This window comes from Wolbachia endosymbiont (group A) of Sicus ferrugineus (assembly GCF_947251515.1).
GTDB lineage: Bacteria > Pseudomonadota > Alphaproteobacteria > Rickettsiales > Anaplasmataceae > Wolbachia.
Window position 1 is genome coordinate 245,547 of record NZ_OX366370.1, and the last position, 15,742, is coordinate 261,288.

The 15,742-nt window shown below is 34.1% G+C and carries 13 protein-coding genes, 1 tRNA gene and 3 pseudogenes; 5 read left to right on the forward strand and 12 right to left on the reverse strand.

Annotated elements, in window-relative coordinates; all coding sequences use genetic code 11:
• The first annotated feature begins 92 nt into the window (after positions 1-92).
• Positions 93-341 carry an ankyrin repeat domain-containing protein gene (locus tag OPR24_RS01285; RefSeq protein ID WP_265033965.1) on the forward strand — a complete coding sequence of 83 codons (249 nt, stop codon included), beginning with the start codon at positions 93-95 and terminating at the stop codon, positions 339-341.
• Between the two features lie 83 nt (positions 342-424).
• On the opposite strand, the gene OPR24_RS06490 is transcribed toward OPR24_RS01285, so the two are convergent.
• The 7 genes from OPR24_RS06490 to OPR24_RS01315 all read right to left on the reverse strand — a co-directional run bounded on the left by OPR24_RS06490 (position 425) and on the right by OPR24_RS01315 (position 6,226).
• Positions 425-844, reverse strand: a complete 420-nt coding sequence (locus tag OPR24_RS06490; protein ID WP_406833289.1) for a DedA family protein — start codon at positions 842-844, stop codon at positions 425-427.
• A gap of 6 nt (positions 845-850) precedes the next feature.
• Positions 851-2,224 (reverse strand): cysteine--tRNA ligase, encoded by a 1,374-nt coding sequence (gene cysS, locus OPR24_RS01290; RefSeq protein ID WP_265033539.1) that lies wholly within the window; start codon positions 2,222-2,224, stop codon positions 851-853.
• Positions 2,217-2,873: an exopolysaccharide biosynthesis protein gene (locus OPR24_RS01295; protein WP_265033540.1), complete on the reverse strand. Its 657-nt coding sequence runs from the start codon at positions 2,871-2,873 to the stop codon at positions 2,217-2,219. Before OPR24_RS01295 ends, cysS begins: the two co-directional genes overlap by 8 nt.
• A gap of 90 nt (positions 2,874-2,963) precedes the next feature.
• Positions 2,964-3,620, reverse strand: coding sequence for an exopolysaccharide biosynthesis protein (locus OPR24_RS01300; RefSeq protein ID WP_265033541.1), 657 nt, complete (start codon positions 3,618-3,620; stop codon positions 2,964-2,966).
• A 226-nt stretch (positions 3,621-3,846) separates the two neighbouring features.
• The gene (locus OPR24_RS01305; RefSeq protein WP_265033542.1) at positions 3,847-4,866 is read right to left on the reverse strand and encodes a hypothetical protein; all 1,020 of its coding nucleotides are present in this window, start codon (positions 4,864-4,866) and stop codon (positions 3,847-3,849) included.
• A 289-nt stretch (positions 4,867-5,155) separates the two neighbouring features.
• A complete protein-coding gene (gene tatA / locus OPR24_RS01310; RefSeq protein WP_006013840.1) occupies positions 5,156-5,323 on the reverse strand; it encodes a twin-arginine translocase TatA in 168 nt (55 codons plus the stop codon).
• A gap of 195 nt (positions 5,324-5,518) precedes the next feature.
• Positions 5,519-6,226 (reverse strand): ABC transporter ATP-binding protein, encoded by a 708-nt coding sequence (locus OPR24_RS01315; RefSeq protein WP_265033543.1) that lies wholly within the window; start codon positions 6,224-6,226, stop codon positions 5,519-5,521.
• A gap of 148 nt (positions 6,227-6,374) precedes the next feature.
• Here OPR24_RS01315 and OPR24_RS01320 point away from each other — a divergent pair.
• Positions 6,375-6,451, forward strand: a tRNA-Arg gene (locus OPR24_RS01320).
• A 137-nt stretch (positions 6,452-6,588) separates the two neighbouring features.
• On the opposite strand, the pseudogene OPR24_RS01325 reads toward OPR24_RS01320, so the two are convergent.
• Positions 6,589-7,592, reverse strand: a pseudogene (locus tag OPR24_RS01325) (IS630 family transposase).
• Positions 7,593-7,835: 243 nt separating this feature from the next.
• Here OPR24_RS01325 and OPR24_RS01330 point away from each other — a divergent pair.
• Both OPR24_RS01330 and OPR24_RS01335 read left to right on the forward strand, forming a co-directional pair.
• Positions 7,836-9,122 carry an ankyrin repeat domain-containing protein gene (locus OPR24_RS01330; protein ID WP_265032673.1) on the forward strand — a complete coding sequence of 429 codons (1,287 nt, stop codon included), beginning with the start codon at positions 7,836-7,838 and terminating at the stop codon, positions 9,120-9,122.
• Positions 9,123-9,267: 145 nt separating this feature from the next.
• Positions 9,268-9,690, forward strand: coding sequence for an IS5 family transposase (locus OPR24_RS01335; protein WP_265032675.1), 423 nt, complete (start codon positions 9,268-9,270; stop codon positions 9,688-9,690).
• Between the two features lie 46 nt (positions 9,691-9,736).
• Here the strand turns inward: OPR24_RS01335 and OPR24_RS01340 are convergent.
• Positions 9,737-10,608, reverse strand: a pseudogene (locus OPR24_RS01340) (IS982 family transposase).
• A 161-nt stretch (positions 10,609-10,769) separates the two neighbouring features.
• Here OPR24_RS01340 and OPR24_RS06580 point away from each other — a divergent pair.
• Positions 10,770-10,941: pseudogene (locus OPR24_RS06580) on the forward strand (pyrimidine dimer DNA glycosylase/endonuclease V); the annotation flags it as partial.
• 205 nt (positions 10,942-11,146) lie between these two features.
• On the opposite strand, the gene OPR24_RS01345 reads toward OPR24_RS06580, so the two are convergent.
• The 3 genes from OPR24_RS01345 to OPR24_RS01355 are packed head-to-tail and all read right to left on the reverse strand — an operon-like array spanning position 11,147 to position 14,987.
• Positions 11,147-12,733, reverse strand: a complete 1,587-nt coding sequence (locus OPR24_RS01345; protein WP_265032677.1) for a PD-(D/E)XK nuclease domain-containing protein — start codon at positions 12,731-12,733, stop codon at positions 11,147-11,149.
• Positions 12,721-13,524: a hypothetical protein gene (locus OPR24_RS01350; protein ID WP_265032679.1), complete on the reverse strand. Its 804-nt coding sequence runs from the start codon at positions 13,522-13,524 to the stop codon at positions 12,721-12,723. The genes OPR24_RS01345 and OPR24_RS01350 overlap by 13 nt, the downstream gene beginning before the upstream one ends.
• 11 nt (positions 13,525-13,535) lie before the next feature.
• A complete protein-coding gene (locus tag OPR24_RS01355) occupies positions 13,536-14,987 on the reverse strand; it encodes a hypothetical protein (protein WP_265032681.1) in 1,452 nt (483 codons plus the stop codon).
• Positions 14,988-15,742 lie beyond the last annotated feature (755 nt).

Here is a 15,742-nt window from a genome sequence, read left to right on the forward strand (position 1 = left end):
GTGATGTTGATGCTAAAGACAAACGTGGCTGGACACCATTGCACTTGATTGCCAAGAATAACCGTCTATTATGAGGGGATGATTTGAATGAAATGTTGGGAACAACAGAATACTTCATTCAAAAAGGTGCTGATGTTAACGCTAAGGATAAAGACGGCAACACACCACTACACCTCGCTGCTATGAAGGGAAAGATTGATGTAGTTAAGATACTATTAGAGTACAACGCGGACGTTAACACTAAAAATAATGAAGGAAGAACAGCATTGTATTATGCAGCTAATAATAATCACCAAGAGCTTGTGGAATTGCTTTTAGCTCATGGTGCATCCTATTACTAGAAATTTGCATTTAATTTATAGCTCCGCTTCTGTCAGGCCATAGGATGACAGAAGTGGGCTTTAATAGCTGTAGTACTATAGTGTTATACTCCAAAAGTAAGTATTAGATATAACAAATAGAAGAAATTAGATAGAATGATTAAAGGGGCAAGGATATAAAGGTTTAACTTAAAATAACCTGATAAAATTTGAATCACACTTCCAAGTGCTGGCACCCACGAAAGTAATAAAGTTGCAAAAATTAGCAAATTTTTTGTAACTTTTGGCATTGTATATTCGTTTTCTAATTTGTGGTATGATTTTCGTATAGAGATTGTTATTCTACCTAAGTACCAATTAACTGTTCCACCAAGGCTTGATCCTAGTACTCCAAAAAACAACATCAGTAGTAGATTGTGATGTGATCTAAAGTACAGCATAGCTTCAAACATAAAGCCTTGGTGTGTAGGCAAGATTAACGATGATAATAGGCTGTCTTTAAACAGCAGAAAGTAATCTTCCATATAAGTTTACCAAGTTGTTGTACCATCTTCATTGTCAGAAATTGTAATCCCCTTTTGTTTCAACTGATCCCTTATTTTGTCTGCAGTATCGTAATTTTTATTTTTTTTTGCAATTTTTCTTAAGTCTATCAACCTTTCTATTTCTTGATGATTTACATCTACAGCAAACCACTTTTCATAACTTGACTCAAGAAGACCAATAAATCTGGCACTCTTAACAAAACTCTCAGTTAATTTAAGCTTTTCACTTTCATTACTCATTTTGTTAATTTTTGCAGCCATTTCATGCAGTATAGCTAGAGCTTCAGGAATGTTTAAGTCGTTTTTTAAAGCGTCTATAAAATCTTTAGAAATCTCTGCGTTACTTTCATCAATATTCGTTGTATCTAAACCACGTAATAACCGATAAAATTTATTTAAGGTTTCCTGTGCATCAGAAATAACGTTTTCTGTCCAATCAAGTGGTTTTCTGTAGTGAGTTTTGAGCAGTGCATAGCGTATTACTTCATCCTTTATTCCACTATCTAGCAAATCTCTTACTTTGACTATATTAAATAAGGACTTGCTCATTTTTTCTTCATTTACTGTAAGAAAGCCGTTATGTATCCAGTATTTTGCAAACATTGATCCAGCAAATGCAGACTTACTCTGTGCAATTTCATTTTCATGGTGAGGAAATTGTAAATCTATGCCGCCACCATGAATATCAAAATCTTTGCCAAGATAAGCATATGACATTGCTGAGCATTCTATATGCCAACCAGGCCTGCCCTCTCCCCATGGGCTATTCCAATAACTTGAAAGTTTGTAGTCAATATCACTTGCAGGCTTCCACAGTACAAAATCTCCAGGGTGCTTTTTATTTTCATTAACTTCAACTCTGCTACCTGGAACCAATTCATCAGTTTTTTTTCCTGATAAAGCACCATATTCATGGTAAGATTCTATATTAAAATACACGTGTTTGTCAGATTCGTAAGCGTGGCCTGATTGCAGTAAATGTTCAATTAATTCTATAATATAATCTACGTTTTCCGTTGCTTTTGGCTCGTGTGTTGGCTCTTTACAATTTATGCTTTCCATATCATCATGAAAAGCTTTAATGTAATATGTGGTTATACTTTCTATGTTGCTATTTTTCTCGCTTGCTGCATTAATTATCTTATCATCAATGTCGGTTATGTTACGCACATAGGTAACTTTGCCATAACAAAACTTAAGTAGCTGAAATAACACATCATACACAACAACAGACCGTGCATTGCCTATATGTGCTGTGTCATATACTGTTGGTCCGCAAACATACATTTTCACATGATCTTTATCGATTGGTGTAAAAAGTTCCTTTTTTTTTGTTAAGGTGTTGTAAAGCCTAACCATATACGAAGCTTTTGAGAAAAGAAAATGCCCCAATGATAAGTTGTGGCCCTTTGACTACTACAACAAGAGTAAGCAATAGTCCACACAATGATATTAAAACTCCCAATATGGATAGAAACCCATCTTTACTCATAATACCAAGTGAAATAAGAGTCGTACCAATTGCAGGAATAAAGTTGGTAAGAGGTAATGGAAGAGCTATTGATAATGCACAAAGCAACATTACAAAAGCTAAAATTTTTTCGCCAGGCCCATAGAAAATAAAAGACATTCTTGGCTTCATGAATTTTTCTATTTTTCTTAATGGTGGAGAAGTTTTCTCCACCACAAGAGCTAGTGTTGAACGCTGAAAAGATTTTCTTTCTAGCCAACTGGGCATCCAAGGAGAATCAAATCCAAATAGAAGCTGCAGTGAGAATAAGATTAAAGGTATAGAAAGAATAGTTGTATAACCAGGTGGAACCGGTATAGGCACCGATAGTGGCAAGGAGAAGATGATTATTAAAATACCAAAACCGCGCTCATGCAAAGCTGTTTTAATATCGAACAAAGTTACTTTATCGCTATCATTGTTATTGGTATCTGCAACCTCTTTTAGAATATCAGAAGCTAGTTTATCACTTTTAGTCAACTTATCATTTTTTGACACGAAAAACCCTTGATAAAAATAATTCTTAACACAATTATTGTTTTATTTCAATATGCAATACTCATTTCGCGCTAGTACTTCATTCTTTTGTTAAAGTGTTGTAAAGCTTTTAAGAAGAGAAAGTGCTCCGGTTATAAGTTGTGGTCCTTTGACTATTACAACAAGAGTAAGCAACAACGCACACAATGACACTAAAACTCCCAATATGGATAGAAACCCGTCTTTACTCATAATACCAAGTGAAATAAGAGTTGTGCCAATTGCAGGAAGGAAGTGAGTAAAAGGTAATGGAAGAGCTATTATTATTGCACAAAGCAACATCATAAAAGCCAAAATCTTCTCACCAGGCCCATAGAAAATGAAAGACAGTCTTGGCTTCATGAATTTTTCTATTTTTTCTAATACAGGGGAAGTTTTTTCTACCACAAGAGCTAGTGTTGAACGCTGAAAAGACCTTCTTTCCAACCAATGCGGCATCCAAGGAGAATCAAATCCAAATAGAAGCTGCAGTGAGAATAAGATTAAAGGTATAGAAAGAATAGTTGTATAACCAGGTGGAACCGGTATAGGCACCGATAGCGGCAAGGAGAAGATGATTATTAAAATACCAAAACCGCGCTCATGCAAAGCTGTTTTAATGTCAAACAAAGTTACTTTATCGCTATCATTGTTATTGGTATCTGCAACCTCTTTTAGAATATCAGAAGCTAGTTTTTTATCTTTAGTTAGTTTCTCACTTTTTTGCACAATTATCCTTTAATCAAACTATTCCTTTTAAACTAACGTAATTATTGTTGTATTTCAATATACATTTATTATTGTTAATTGTTAGAGTTAAAGTACAATCGTAATTTTGTCATTATACTTGCAGTTGGTGCAAATGAAGTTGTTTATTACAGCACCAATGCAATACAGTTTTCCCTTGCGTGTTTTTTGGGTTACACGCAAGGGTTAAACTACCTATAAAAAAAAGTTATAGTATATCATTAGTATCTGACTGTGAATAATGACTTTCGTCACTTAATGGATCAGAATACAATGAACTCTGTGATAATTCGATAGATTCACTTTCTTCTTCTGTGCCCCATATCCATGATATAAAACTTCTAAAAATAGATGCAATAGATGAAAATATACCAGGTTCACTCGTTTGTGTAGATTGACTTTCTTCTGTGTTGTCATCTAGCTTAGCGGTTTCTTTTTGCACTTCTCTTTTATCATCTTCATCGCTTTTTCTAAGCTCTAATGCATCGTTATGAGCTGGATTTCCATATTCTTCAGTTTTATATTCTTTTGTCTGTCCACTATCTATATCTTTTTTATTTTCTTCTTCTACTTGATTCCCGATTAAATTTCCAACTAATTCAGGGTCTAATGAATTCTTCATATTTGTTAATAGCTCATTTTGGAACACATGGCCCAGCTCATGACCTAAAACAAAGTCCATACCGGCAAATTTGTATACTACTATCGCTTTACCATCAGTTGCACCATAAGCATTATCTGCGTCAATGCCAGCTAATTCATTATATTTCTGGTAATCATTCTTGTTGTTAAAAACATTAACTTCTAAATTTAAAGTTGTTTCAGGTTTGTTTACATCAAACAATTTTTTAAAATTTTCATAAGCAGCATGAATGTCCTTTTGAATTTGGAATTTCTCTTGTGATGACATGTCGTCATACCTTATGCTATATTTTATACCTTCATCTTGGAATGAAAATACTTTTGGTAATACTTCCTCTATAGTTTCTGGTGCTTTGTCAAAGATCTTTGACTCTGAAGGCTTATATATCTTATTAAAGAATTTTGGTATACATTGTTCTCTAATGCTATATATATGATTTCCATCCATATCACGAACTTCATAATTGTATACAGGATTTGAGTTATTTTTGATTAATTGAAACTTTTGTCCATTAGTGTCAATACCTATTTTACCATTATAATCTTCAGAATAGTTTTTGTATTGTTGATTGTTATTTTTACTCATTTTCGTACCTCACTATTTAAATAAATTTACTCTTACATTATCAGTATAGTATGTATAAAAATTTATTAATAATAATGATTGTATTTTTAAATTTTCACTACAAGACTTGTTTGTATGCTATATAAAGTGACCGCGAAAATTTCTATAAAGCATTTTAACAATATTAGAAAAATTATGAATTCAGAGGAAGGTGAAGCAGACTCAACAGCTTAAGCGGAAAGATTGAAAAATAATTGATGCTTTAAGTGAGTAACACGCACCTTAGTGCGTGTCACGAAGTATGAGGACGCTAACGATCTGGTTCATTAGACGATAATTTTTCTGAGTCCTTAAGCTCCTGTTTAAGGTTTTTGATGCCTTTTCCTAAATCACCCATAACTTGCGGTAATCTGCCTGCACCAAACAGAACTAAAATTATTATTAAGACTAGAAACAATTGCCATGGTCCTAAACTCATTTTCACCTCCATTTAAAATATTGACCTTTAAATATTAAAACTTGACTGAAGTCAAGTAACACATAGATTATATCACCTTTATTTAATTATAAATCAAGGTTTTTTAATTATTTTATAACAATTCCAAATTAGATTGTTTTCTTGCAGCGAATAGGTGGAAACTTTTCGCTTAACTATAGAGTAGAGGAGAGCTCACTAAAAAAACTTTGCTAGCGTATCATCTTTAGGCCTATGGTATATATCGCTAGAAACTCCTGATTGAATAATTTTACCATTTTTCATTACGTAGATAAAATCTGCAACTTTCAATGCTTCTTGCGGGTCATGAGTTACCATTAGCACAGGGATATTTTTACTTCTAAAAAGGGACAATATATGTTGTCTTATTCGGCACTTGAGCAGTATATCCAAATTAGAAAATGGTTCATCTAACAACACAACATCAGGGTTTTGTGCCATCACTCTTGCTATTGCAACTAATTGTTGCTGTCCTCCAGATAAGGCGTTAGGGTACATATTTTCATATTTTTCTATATTGAGTAACTTCAAGATTTCCAATGCAATTAGGTGCTTTTCTCTCTTGGAAGAGCTGCGGATAGCAAAGGTTATATTTTCTACTACTGTTTTGTGAGGAAATAATGCAGAATGCTGAAAAATCAATCCGATATTTCTATGCTCTATAGCGACTGATGCCTTATTGCTTGCAACTAACCTATCATTTATAAAAATAGTTCCAGATTTTGGGTTTTCTATCCCTGCAATTAATTTCAAAATTGTTGACTTGCCACAGCCAGAATGCCCCAATAAACATGCAACACTTCCTTTTTTTACTTTAATGTTTATATTGCTTAAAGCAAAGTCGTCTTGATTGTTATAGAAATAACCAATGTTGTTAACTAGCATTAATCTTACTTAAACTATGTTATTAAATATAATAGCATTATACTCAAGAAGTACAGAAATGTTTCTTGTCGTCATAAATTGGTTACGCAAGAAATCTAGAAAAGAGAAGGATTTTTTGCTATAACTTTACATAAATGGTAGGAAACACGGGACTATAGCTCAGCAGGATAGAGCGTTGGACTCCTAATCCGAAGGTCGTGCGTTCGAATCGCACTAGTCCCACCACATTGCTTCACAAATTTCATGGAGATTTTTTTTCACAAATACACACACCTATTCCAGTGTCAAGCACTGGAATGACAAGTTCTTGGCAACCCCTACGTCATACCGCGATTCATTCGCGGTATCTCTAATACCAATTCTCATTGTTGGTCAGTCAAATAGGAGAAATTGCAGAGTTGTTTAATTGTGGAGCTGGCAAGAGAAGTAATAAATTTGCACAAAGCACCCTAAAGCAGAGCAATTGTATCGTATATTTTATTGCGCAAAATGTTCTGTTTTATGTATAACCAAAGCCTCTCAACAGGATTGAGTTCAGGTGAATATGGAGGTAGGTATATAATCTCAATATTTTTAGCTACCTTTAAATTTTTTGACTTATGCCAACTAGCACAGTCCATAACAAGAACAGCTTCTCTTGTCCCTAGATATTGCGACATTTGCTCAAGAAATACATTCATGCAATCAGTGTTAACATTTAGTGCAAATAAGCTAAAACTCTCTCCATTTTTAGGATTAACTGCACTGTAGAGATAAAAATTATGCCTACCTAATTTTATTTTAACCCGAGTCCTAGTGCCTTTTTTAAACCATCCATGCCCAACTTTCGAATGTGTGCCAAACCTTGATTCATCAAAGAAAAATAGCTCTTTTTCTGGATACTTGCCAATAACTTCATTGAGATTTTTTTTTAAACTCCTCTTGCTTATTTTTATCTTGTCCGTTATGCACTGGTCTTGGTGTGATATATGAGAATTTCATTCTTTGCATATTACGATGTATTGTGGACTTGCTGATATTCAAACCAAATCTTTGTTGGATTCTTATTCTCACTTCTTTAATAGTAATATTAGGGTTTTCCTCTATCCACACCTCAATTTGTTCAAGTTGACTTTGGTTCAATATAGTTTTTCTACGGCGTTGAGGTGGAGCAAATAATTTTTCTTCTCTTCCAAATTTTATGTGCTTTATCCATGTAGTAATTGCCTTTCTTGAAATGCAACATATTTTTGCTACAGCTGTTATACTGTGCTTTTTTGCTGCAATTACAGCATTTAGTTTTTTTGCAACATACGCATTATTTCTTACTTCCTTCAGTATCTCTTTTGCTCATTTTTTCATCCAATAATTTTGATCTTAATGCCATCTAAAACTCGCTATTTTACTTACTTTAGCATGGCCTTTTTCCATTATTGTCTATTCGTTACTTATATAGCTGGAATTGGTATAAGAACCGGATATGAAGTGGGGAATATAAATTCCGTCTTTGATGGTAATATAGACTGTTTCATAGTTAGTGTGCTGACTAATAAAAATTAAGTGAAGTTGACTTTTGCCGTAATATGTTATAATATAAATATTATTTAAGGCCATAGGTAGAGTGATGACAATGCAATATGAACAGTGGAAAAGAATATTAAGTGCAATCGATAAAGAAACAAATTTAAGTAAAGATAATGTAATTGAAAAAATAAAGAAGAGGTTAGAGGAAGAAAGCAAATATGAGCATAAAAAGTGGGGTGAAACTAATTTTAATGTAAATTGCTCATTTATAAGAAAAAATGGATTATTGCATTTAGCTGTTCAAAATAATCTAAAAGGTGTGGTAAATGCTCTATTGGGGGTAGGAGGAATTGATGTTAATTCAGTAAATGAAGATAAACGTACTCCTTTGCATTCGGCTATCCAATATGTTTGTAAAGAGACAGTAAAAACTCTAATAGGAGCAGGGGCAAGTGTTAATGCACAAGATAAAGAAGGAAAAACTCCTTTGCATTATGCTGCTGAGCATGGACACACACAAATAGCAAAGGTTCTATTAAAAAGAGGGGCAAATGTTAATTCAGCAGATAAAGATAAATGTACTCCTTTGTATTCGGCTATCCAATATGGTTGTGAAGAGACAGTAAAAACTCTAATAGGAGCAGGGGCAAGTGTTAATTCAGCAGATGAAGATGAACGCACTCCCTTGCATATAGCTACTCACTTTCCCCGTAAAAAGATAGTAAAAATTCTAGTAGAAGCAGGAGCAGATGTTAATGCAACAGATAAATATGGAAGGAGCCCTTTACATTTTGCTAAGGGGGTAGAGACAGTAGAAGCTCTAATAAGAGCTGGAGCAAATGTTAATGCACAAGATAAAGAAGGAAAAACTCCTTTGCATTATGGTAGAGATCAAGAGACAGTAAAAACTCTAATAGGAGCAGGAGCAGATGTTAATGCAGTGGATAAAGATAAATGTACTCCTTTACATATGGCTGCTCGACGTGGCTGTAAAGAGGTAATTGAGACTTTAATAGAAAAAAGAGCAGATCTTTTATCGAATAATAATGATAATAAAATTCCGATCGATTTTGACAAAAATCACTATATAATTCGGCATGTGGAATCACTTTGGTCTGAAGAGAGGATGAAGCGACTTGACCAAAATAATAAAATAGCTTTTGTTATCTTCTGTTCAACGATATTATTTGGCACTGCTGTAGCAACAACGCTTTTTGTAACAGAAAAAATCGCATTTGGGCTATATCCTATAATAGGAGCAGTAGTTATAGTTGCGGCGGCAGCATGGGCGGTATCTTGTGCTACAGCTAAAATATTAGAACCTAACACCAAAGTAGAGGAAACGAAAGAAGTGCAAGTAAATGGAGATGTGCCAGCACCTTCCCGCATATAGTTCATAAAACCTCACTATCACTACAAGACCACAGATCCTATTTTCGTCGTGCGCTACTTTGTTGCTCCATAGACAATATGCCACCATCGCTAGGCTCTGTGGACAAAAAATATAAAGAGGGAGAAAAAAGTGGTAGTTTAACCAAATGAATATAAGAATGGAGAAATTACCGAATGGAATATTATATAAAAGAAGGAAATTGGAAACAATTTCAGAGTTCATAAAAAGTGTAAAAGGAATGCACAGCAAAGACGAAAAACGTTTAAGAATATTCATAGAAGCGGTGTGGTATGTTGCGCGAAGTGGTTGCCAGTGGAGGATCTTGCCGAAAATCTATGGCCATTACAGAAGCGTACATAAACGATTTAAGAGGTGGTGCGAAAGGGATATTTGGAAGAATTTATTGGAGTACACTAAACAAGAGCCAGATTTAGAAGCTGTCATAATCGATGGTACGATCGTTAGAGCCCACCAATGTTCAGCTGGTTATACAAAAAACTCCAAGGATCAAGAGGCTTTAGGGCGAAGTAAAGGCGGCTTTACAACAAAGATACATGCATCTTGTTGATGCACTTGGAAATCCACTGAAATTTACTTTAAACGCGAATTCTGGATTAAGGAAGGAAGAAAGTATAGGAAATAGAAGGCTTTGTGGATTTGATGGAATAGGAAATGAGAGTAGAAAAGATATGAACCAAAAAATTAACAGGGGATCTATGGCGAGAGTGTGTTCAATTTCTAGTCTATTTTTTAGGTAACCAAAAACAGTCTCAATGATAGACCTTTTTCTCAGTAAAATCTTCTCATTTAGCGAAATCAATGTATTTTTCATACCTTTTTTCACCTTGGTAACAAGTTTCAAACCTCGGTCAAACAGCTTCTGAAAAAGCTCTTTTGCAATATAACCTTTGTCACCAAACAAAAGGCCGATTAATTTTTCCGTCAGATTTGGCACAGGTATCCTATCATTAACATTGCCTTTTGTTAGCGTAAGTGCATGAATTTCACCATTTTCATTGATTAGCATATGTAATTTGAAACCAAAAAACCAGCCGTAAGTGCTCTTGCTTAATTTTGCAATTCCAGCAAAAACTTTGTTTTTGGATATTCTTTTTCCATGACAAACTGCAATGGGAGTTGTGTCTATATATGAAATTCCAGTGTTTTCTGACTGTCCACAAAGCCAATGCAACAACATTGCTAAATGCCACAAAACCCTAGGCTTGAGAGCAACAAACCTGGTATATGAAGGCAACTTTGGAAACTCTGATTTGTAGAGCAACGTTAGGTAATGTAGATAGAAAGTTTTGAAATTTTTACACGGAGATTGTTGATATAGCAGGATTATTGTCATGATTTCGTAGTGCTCAATTTCCGTTGTTCTTGTGGGTTTTTTACCATTTGGCAGTAGTTTATCTGCAAAATTTTTCTCTATATCTCTGCAAAAATCATCGACCAAACAAAACAGTTTTGTTATATCTTCCATGGGTAACCTCATCTATTTTTTTATCACTGCTGAGTTTACCCTGTTTTCTTGCCTTTTCTATTCTCCTTTAATCCAGAATTCACGTGAAAAGGGTAGAGAAGCACCAGATTGGATAACAGAAAATTTCACTGTACAATGTTACAACAATACAGCTCATGGGTAAAAAAGCCATCCAAATCGGCCAGGAAAAAGGGAAAAAAAGAAGGCGAAAAATAGGCTAAAATAGCAGCAGCTAAAAATTCACTCAAGGCCGGTGTCTCTGTAGATGTTATCGCTCGGATTGCCGGTCTTTCGGTGGATGAAATAAAACAACTTCAGGAAGAAATAGCTTAAAATCTGGTGATCTCTTTAATTGGTTATTCACTGTTACACCACTTAAACAAGATTCAGGTTTGTCATCTGTCCCGCAAGTAGTTCCTGGTAACTGATTCTTTAATCGAGTAGCGCTAGCAGGATAAACAGTATTAAGATTACCAGTTATAAATTAATTGCTCCTTTAACCAACTCTTCTAAGAGCTATGACTATTGTTAATGATAATTATCTTACTTCTCTAGATGTACTTGGCTCATTAACACCTAGCTTAGCTACCCCTAATGTTATTTCCGATGCTGATGTAGATAATTGACCACCCATAATCTCTATCGAGCTGTGCGGAACACCAGCCACAATAAACTTTTCGCTTACTAGTATCAAATTATCTCTTTTATCAGCATTGCTGTTGAAAACAACTCCAATAAACGCTACCTTGTCACCTTCTGTTATTGATTTGATATTTTGAGATCTTGCATATCCCTCTATCTGATTATTTGCTTCTTTTAACTTTTCACTAGCTACCTCCTTTGTTGTTTCAGAGTACTTCAATTCAAACCCCACAGATACAGATTCTTTTAGCTCTTCCATCTTTTTCTTTTCATCAGGATTTTCGTTATCTACAACTTGTACCATAATATCAACTCTACCTCCTTCTCCAACTTGAAATTCTGTAAGTACAGCAATTACTCTATCTTTATCCAAATCACTTAATCCAGTGAATAGCCCATCTAAAAAAGCTTTAAACCTGTTTTCACTACTAATTATTGATACAAGACTTTGTTTTGGTTTCCCATTTTCATCACACATTAACTCTTTAACTGCATCAAACAAGTTTTTATATGCACCTAACTCAAATTTATTGTCATTTCTTCCTAACTCTTTCTCTTTTCCTTTAATTTCTTCCCTTAATCCTTTTTGTTGATAATTTATTGCTTCTCTAAATTTATCAATTAATTTAGGTGCAGGATTGATTAGTTGCACCTCTCCTTTGAACTTATTCTTAGATGTGATAGATCTTGTTTGTCTCCCTTGAGAAGAAAAAGTTCCTTCAAAGTATTCCCTTGAATCTTTATTTTCAACCTTTACTAAGTTTTTATTTTGATAAAAAGTGCCAGGTGAAGGTGCTGATTGACTAGGTCCGGTTTCTCCATAACCCATTACATATACCTGAGTGACTTGTCTAATTTCTCCTTGTTTGAGGCCAATTTTATTTAATATTTCTTCAGTAAATGAATACTTGTTATACTTAAATTTTTCACTACCAGCTTCCTGTACATGAAAAATAAATATCTTGCTTTTATTGATTTGTTCCTTAATAACAATCATGTACGTAGTAAGACGGTCCTGTATATCTGCTTCTGAGTGGTTAAATAAGCATACTTTTATATCTTTTGCCTTTTTAGGCTTTTTTACTAAAGGCAACTGTCCAAGTAAGAACCTACTTAAGTAATCTCTTGTATATTGCTCTGAAGGAAACGTGTAGTATACTTGGCCTAATAGATTTTCCATTCTATTTTGAGTATCTTCATTACTATAAACCGTATTAAACAAGGATTGCATAATAGGTTCTTCATTTCTTTTTATCTTAGATGCTACTTCAGAAATTTTATATGATTTTTTCTGCTCATTAAGGTTAATACTTACACAAATAGCTTTATCAGCATTTGTTAATAAGCGCATCTTATTACGACGCAATCCCCTAGCATAACTTTCTGCTTCTGTTAATGCATTATTTACATTACCCTCTGCCTTTAATTCCATTACCAAAGGAACAGCTGACCAAGATCGCTCTTTTCCTCTTACAAGCAACATAATATCACTATACCCCTCCCTGTTAATAACTCTAAGTATAACTCCAAGTTGTAGCGATAACGAAAGTTTATCAACATACCACTGATAAAGCCATGTTGTGCTGCTTCTTTGCTACTATTTTGTACGAGATTTTTTCCTTTGAGGTCAGAGTAAAGTTTTTTAGCTTCTTGAATTATCTTTTCAATAACATCTATACTATCTTGAAAGTCACCTGTAGCTAACTTAACTATACTGCCTTCTAAATTTTCATCTGCTTTGCAATCTACTTTTTTAAAATATTTGACTTCAGGGTTCTTACTTGTTGTATGTTCTACTAAGACTTTAAACTTCCACCTCTGATCCTCTTTTTTCTTTTTTTCTTCTCCTTCAAGTATTTCTCTACCTATTAGAACCTTAGTTCCTACATTTTTGCCTATATTCTCGCCTATATTCTTTATTTCTTCCTCCAAATTGGCACTGGACTTTTTGCCTTTGCTTTCTGAGAAAACAAAAAGATGTTTTTTCTTATCTTCTCCAAATTCTGCAATAACATGTAAATCTTTTCTAATTACCTGAACTTCCCGAAAATGCAAATTTTGTAGCTCAAGTTTTGCAGCAAGTTCTGTGCTCTTTAAACTAGCGAACATGCCAAGAAAGAAGTTTATAAAGAACCCTTCCTTTTCTGGTGCAGCAGAAGCTCCACTTGGTTTTGGTATTTGATCCAAGAATGACTGAAATCTTTCTTGAAATTTTTTATTAGCAGTGCTCGCCTCGAAAAGATGCTGTATTAACTCCTTTTTATCATCTGGCATATTACCACTCCTTAATGTGTTCTATACTTAGATACGTCTGCTTGAATAGAAGCGGTAGACTTCAGATCATTTAAAGATGATGATACATCGCCACCAGCCTGACTAGCTTGCTCGAACTCATTTATTTTCTTATCTATAATATCACTTAACCCGTAGTCCAATAGTAATTCCAAGATTTTTGTCATAGATTCTTTTATTCTAAATTCCTTATGTAGGTTGCACGCGCAATCCAATTTTTGTTTGTAAGCAGGATTTTGTTTTAGAATTTCCTCTATAGCCCTTACAAAATTATTACTATATTTAGTATCATCAAGAACTTTATCCAACAGATCTTTTCTGCCTTGAATGTATAAAGCACAACAAGGTTCCTGTAACATACGAAATGACTCGGCTATCTCCTTACGCCCTGCTTTAGTTGCAGAGTCTAATATCTTCTCTAAAGGCTCAAATGCACCAGCTTTGGAAAGTTCTGATAACATATTAATTAATCCAGGATCACCTTTACTTAATTTATTGAGACAGTATTCCCTATGTTTTGCAAAACCTTCTTTATCCCATATACACGTTAAAAAATCACCTCTTACCTGCATTAATTTCTTATCAGGCGCCACACATACTTGACGTCCTATCCCAGAAATCAAGTGAATAGAATATTTCTCAAATGAGATATTCTCAGGCTCCAAACAACTAATTAACTCTTTTACATACCCGAACAAATACCTACCTTCTAACTCGTCTAATATAGAGTAATTGCCACGAACCTCAAAATCTTTCTGCAGAAGCATCTTATACTTATCAGCACCTAGATTAGCAAGACAAAAGTCTATGACATTAGCATTGCTATGCCTGAGATTGAAACTACCCGAGGAAGTAGCATACAGTGCTGTGTCAATTAAAATTCCATCACGTTCATCTTGTGTTATTCTCCCTTCTAATTTACCTAAAAAGAATTCAAGAGCTTCTATACACCCTTCTTTTTTTGCACATTCAAACCCATATTTCCATAAGTCAACTTGGGTGTTATAGTCTAAGTTTTTATGATAGTTCTTATTATATTTTGCTATTAATTCTTTGAAGTTATTTAGGATTTCCTCATTAGGATTTGAAATAAGGTCACCATTTTTATCCATTATCTGAATATAGTGTGACCAGAACTCCATCAGCCTAGAATACCTACTCAGTGTGTCTGTAACAAACTCCCCTTCTGACTCTGAATCGCCTTGATATTGCTTTAGAGATGGAAAATTTTTACGTATACTTTCCTCTGAGCAAAGCCAACAAACAACTTGATACCTGTCGTAGTCATCTAATAGATCTTCATCGTCTGTTCTCTTTATGCCAAGTAATTCATTTACAACAGAGGCTCTATTGAGAATAAAATCACCAGATTGCCTGTGCATCCAATATTTAGCATCTGAGAAATTATTTAGCTTTTCAGCAACATAAGAAAGATCTGCACTCATTAAGACTTTTTCCCCAAATGGCTCATACCATTCCTTAATCTGAAAGCGCTTTACAGCATGATCTGGGTCACTTTCTGGAACTGAATTTTATAAACTTTTTTTCATTTTCTTCCACGACTATCTTACCTCCACCAAGTTAATAGTAGCATCATTTTTTATGAAAGCATATATTAGCCAGAATTGTAAGATTTTTAATGAAGAAAGAGTAGGGTTAAGGAAGGCTATAAAAAATTAATTAAAAAGAATGTTTAAGGCTTACGATGCTAGGGGTAATATTGGCCTCAAGTTGTATTGTTTCTATAAATTTGCCTTAATTCTTCTTCGTTATTCTTAAATAAATTAATATTAATTTATTATTGTATATTATTAACAATCTAAACAATTCAACCATTTCCAGTGCTAAAAACCAATGGCCGTGAGAAGAGTTTATTTTGGGATGAGTTGGTCTAGAGTTAAGATCTTGGATGTTTTGGAGCATCTTTAGTAAATAAGCATTTCCTCCATTTTCAAGTTTCCGGATCGAGGTTTAGAGAGTTTTTACTATTTGTATTGCTCTGCCTCTGTTGCTCTCTCCTTTGATGGTCATTTTATATCATTACACTATAATATGTTGTACAATGTTATGCCAGAGAGTATAATAAAACTTATATCAAATACTTTAGAAGAAAAAGTGGTGGCAGAGGCAAAAGTGAACATTAATAAGAAGGAAAGCTCATGCTAGAGCTTGAAAAAGCAGCAAGAATAAAAAATATTAT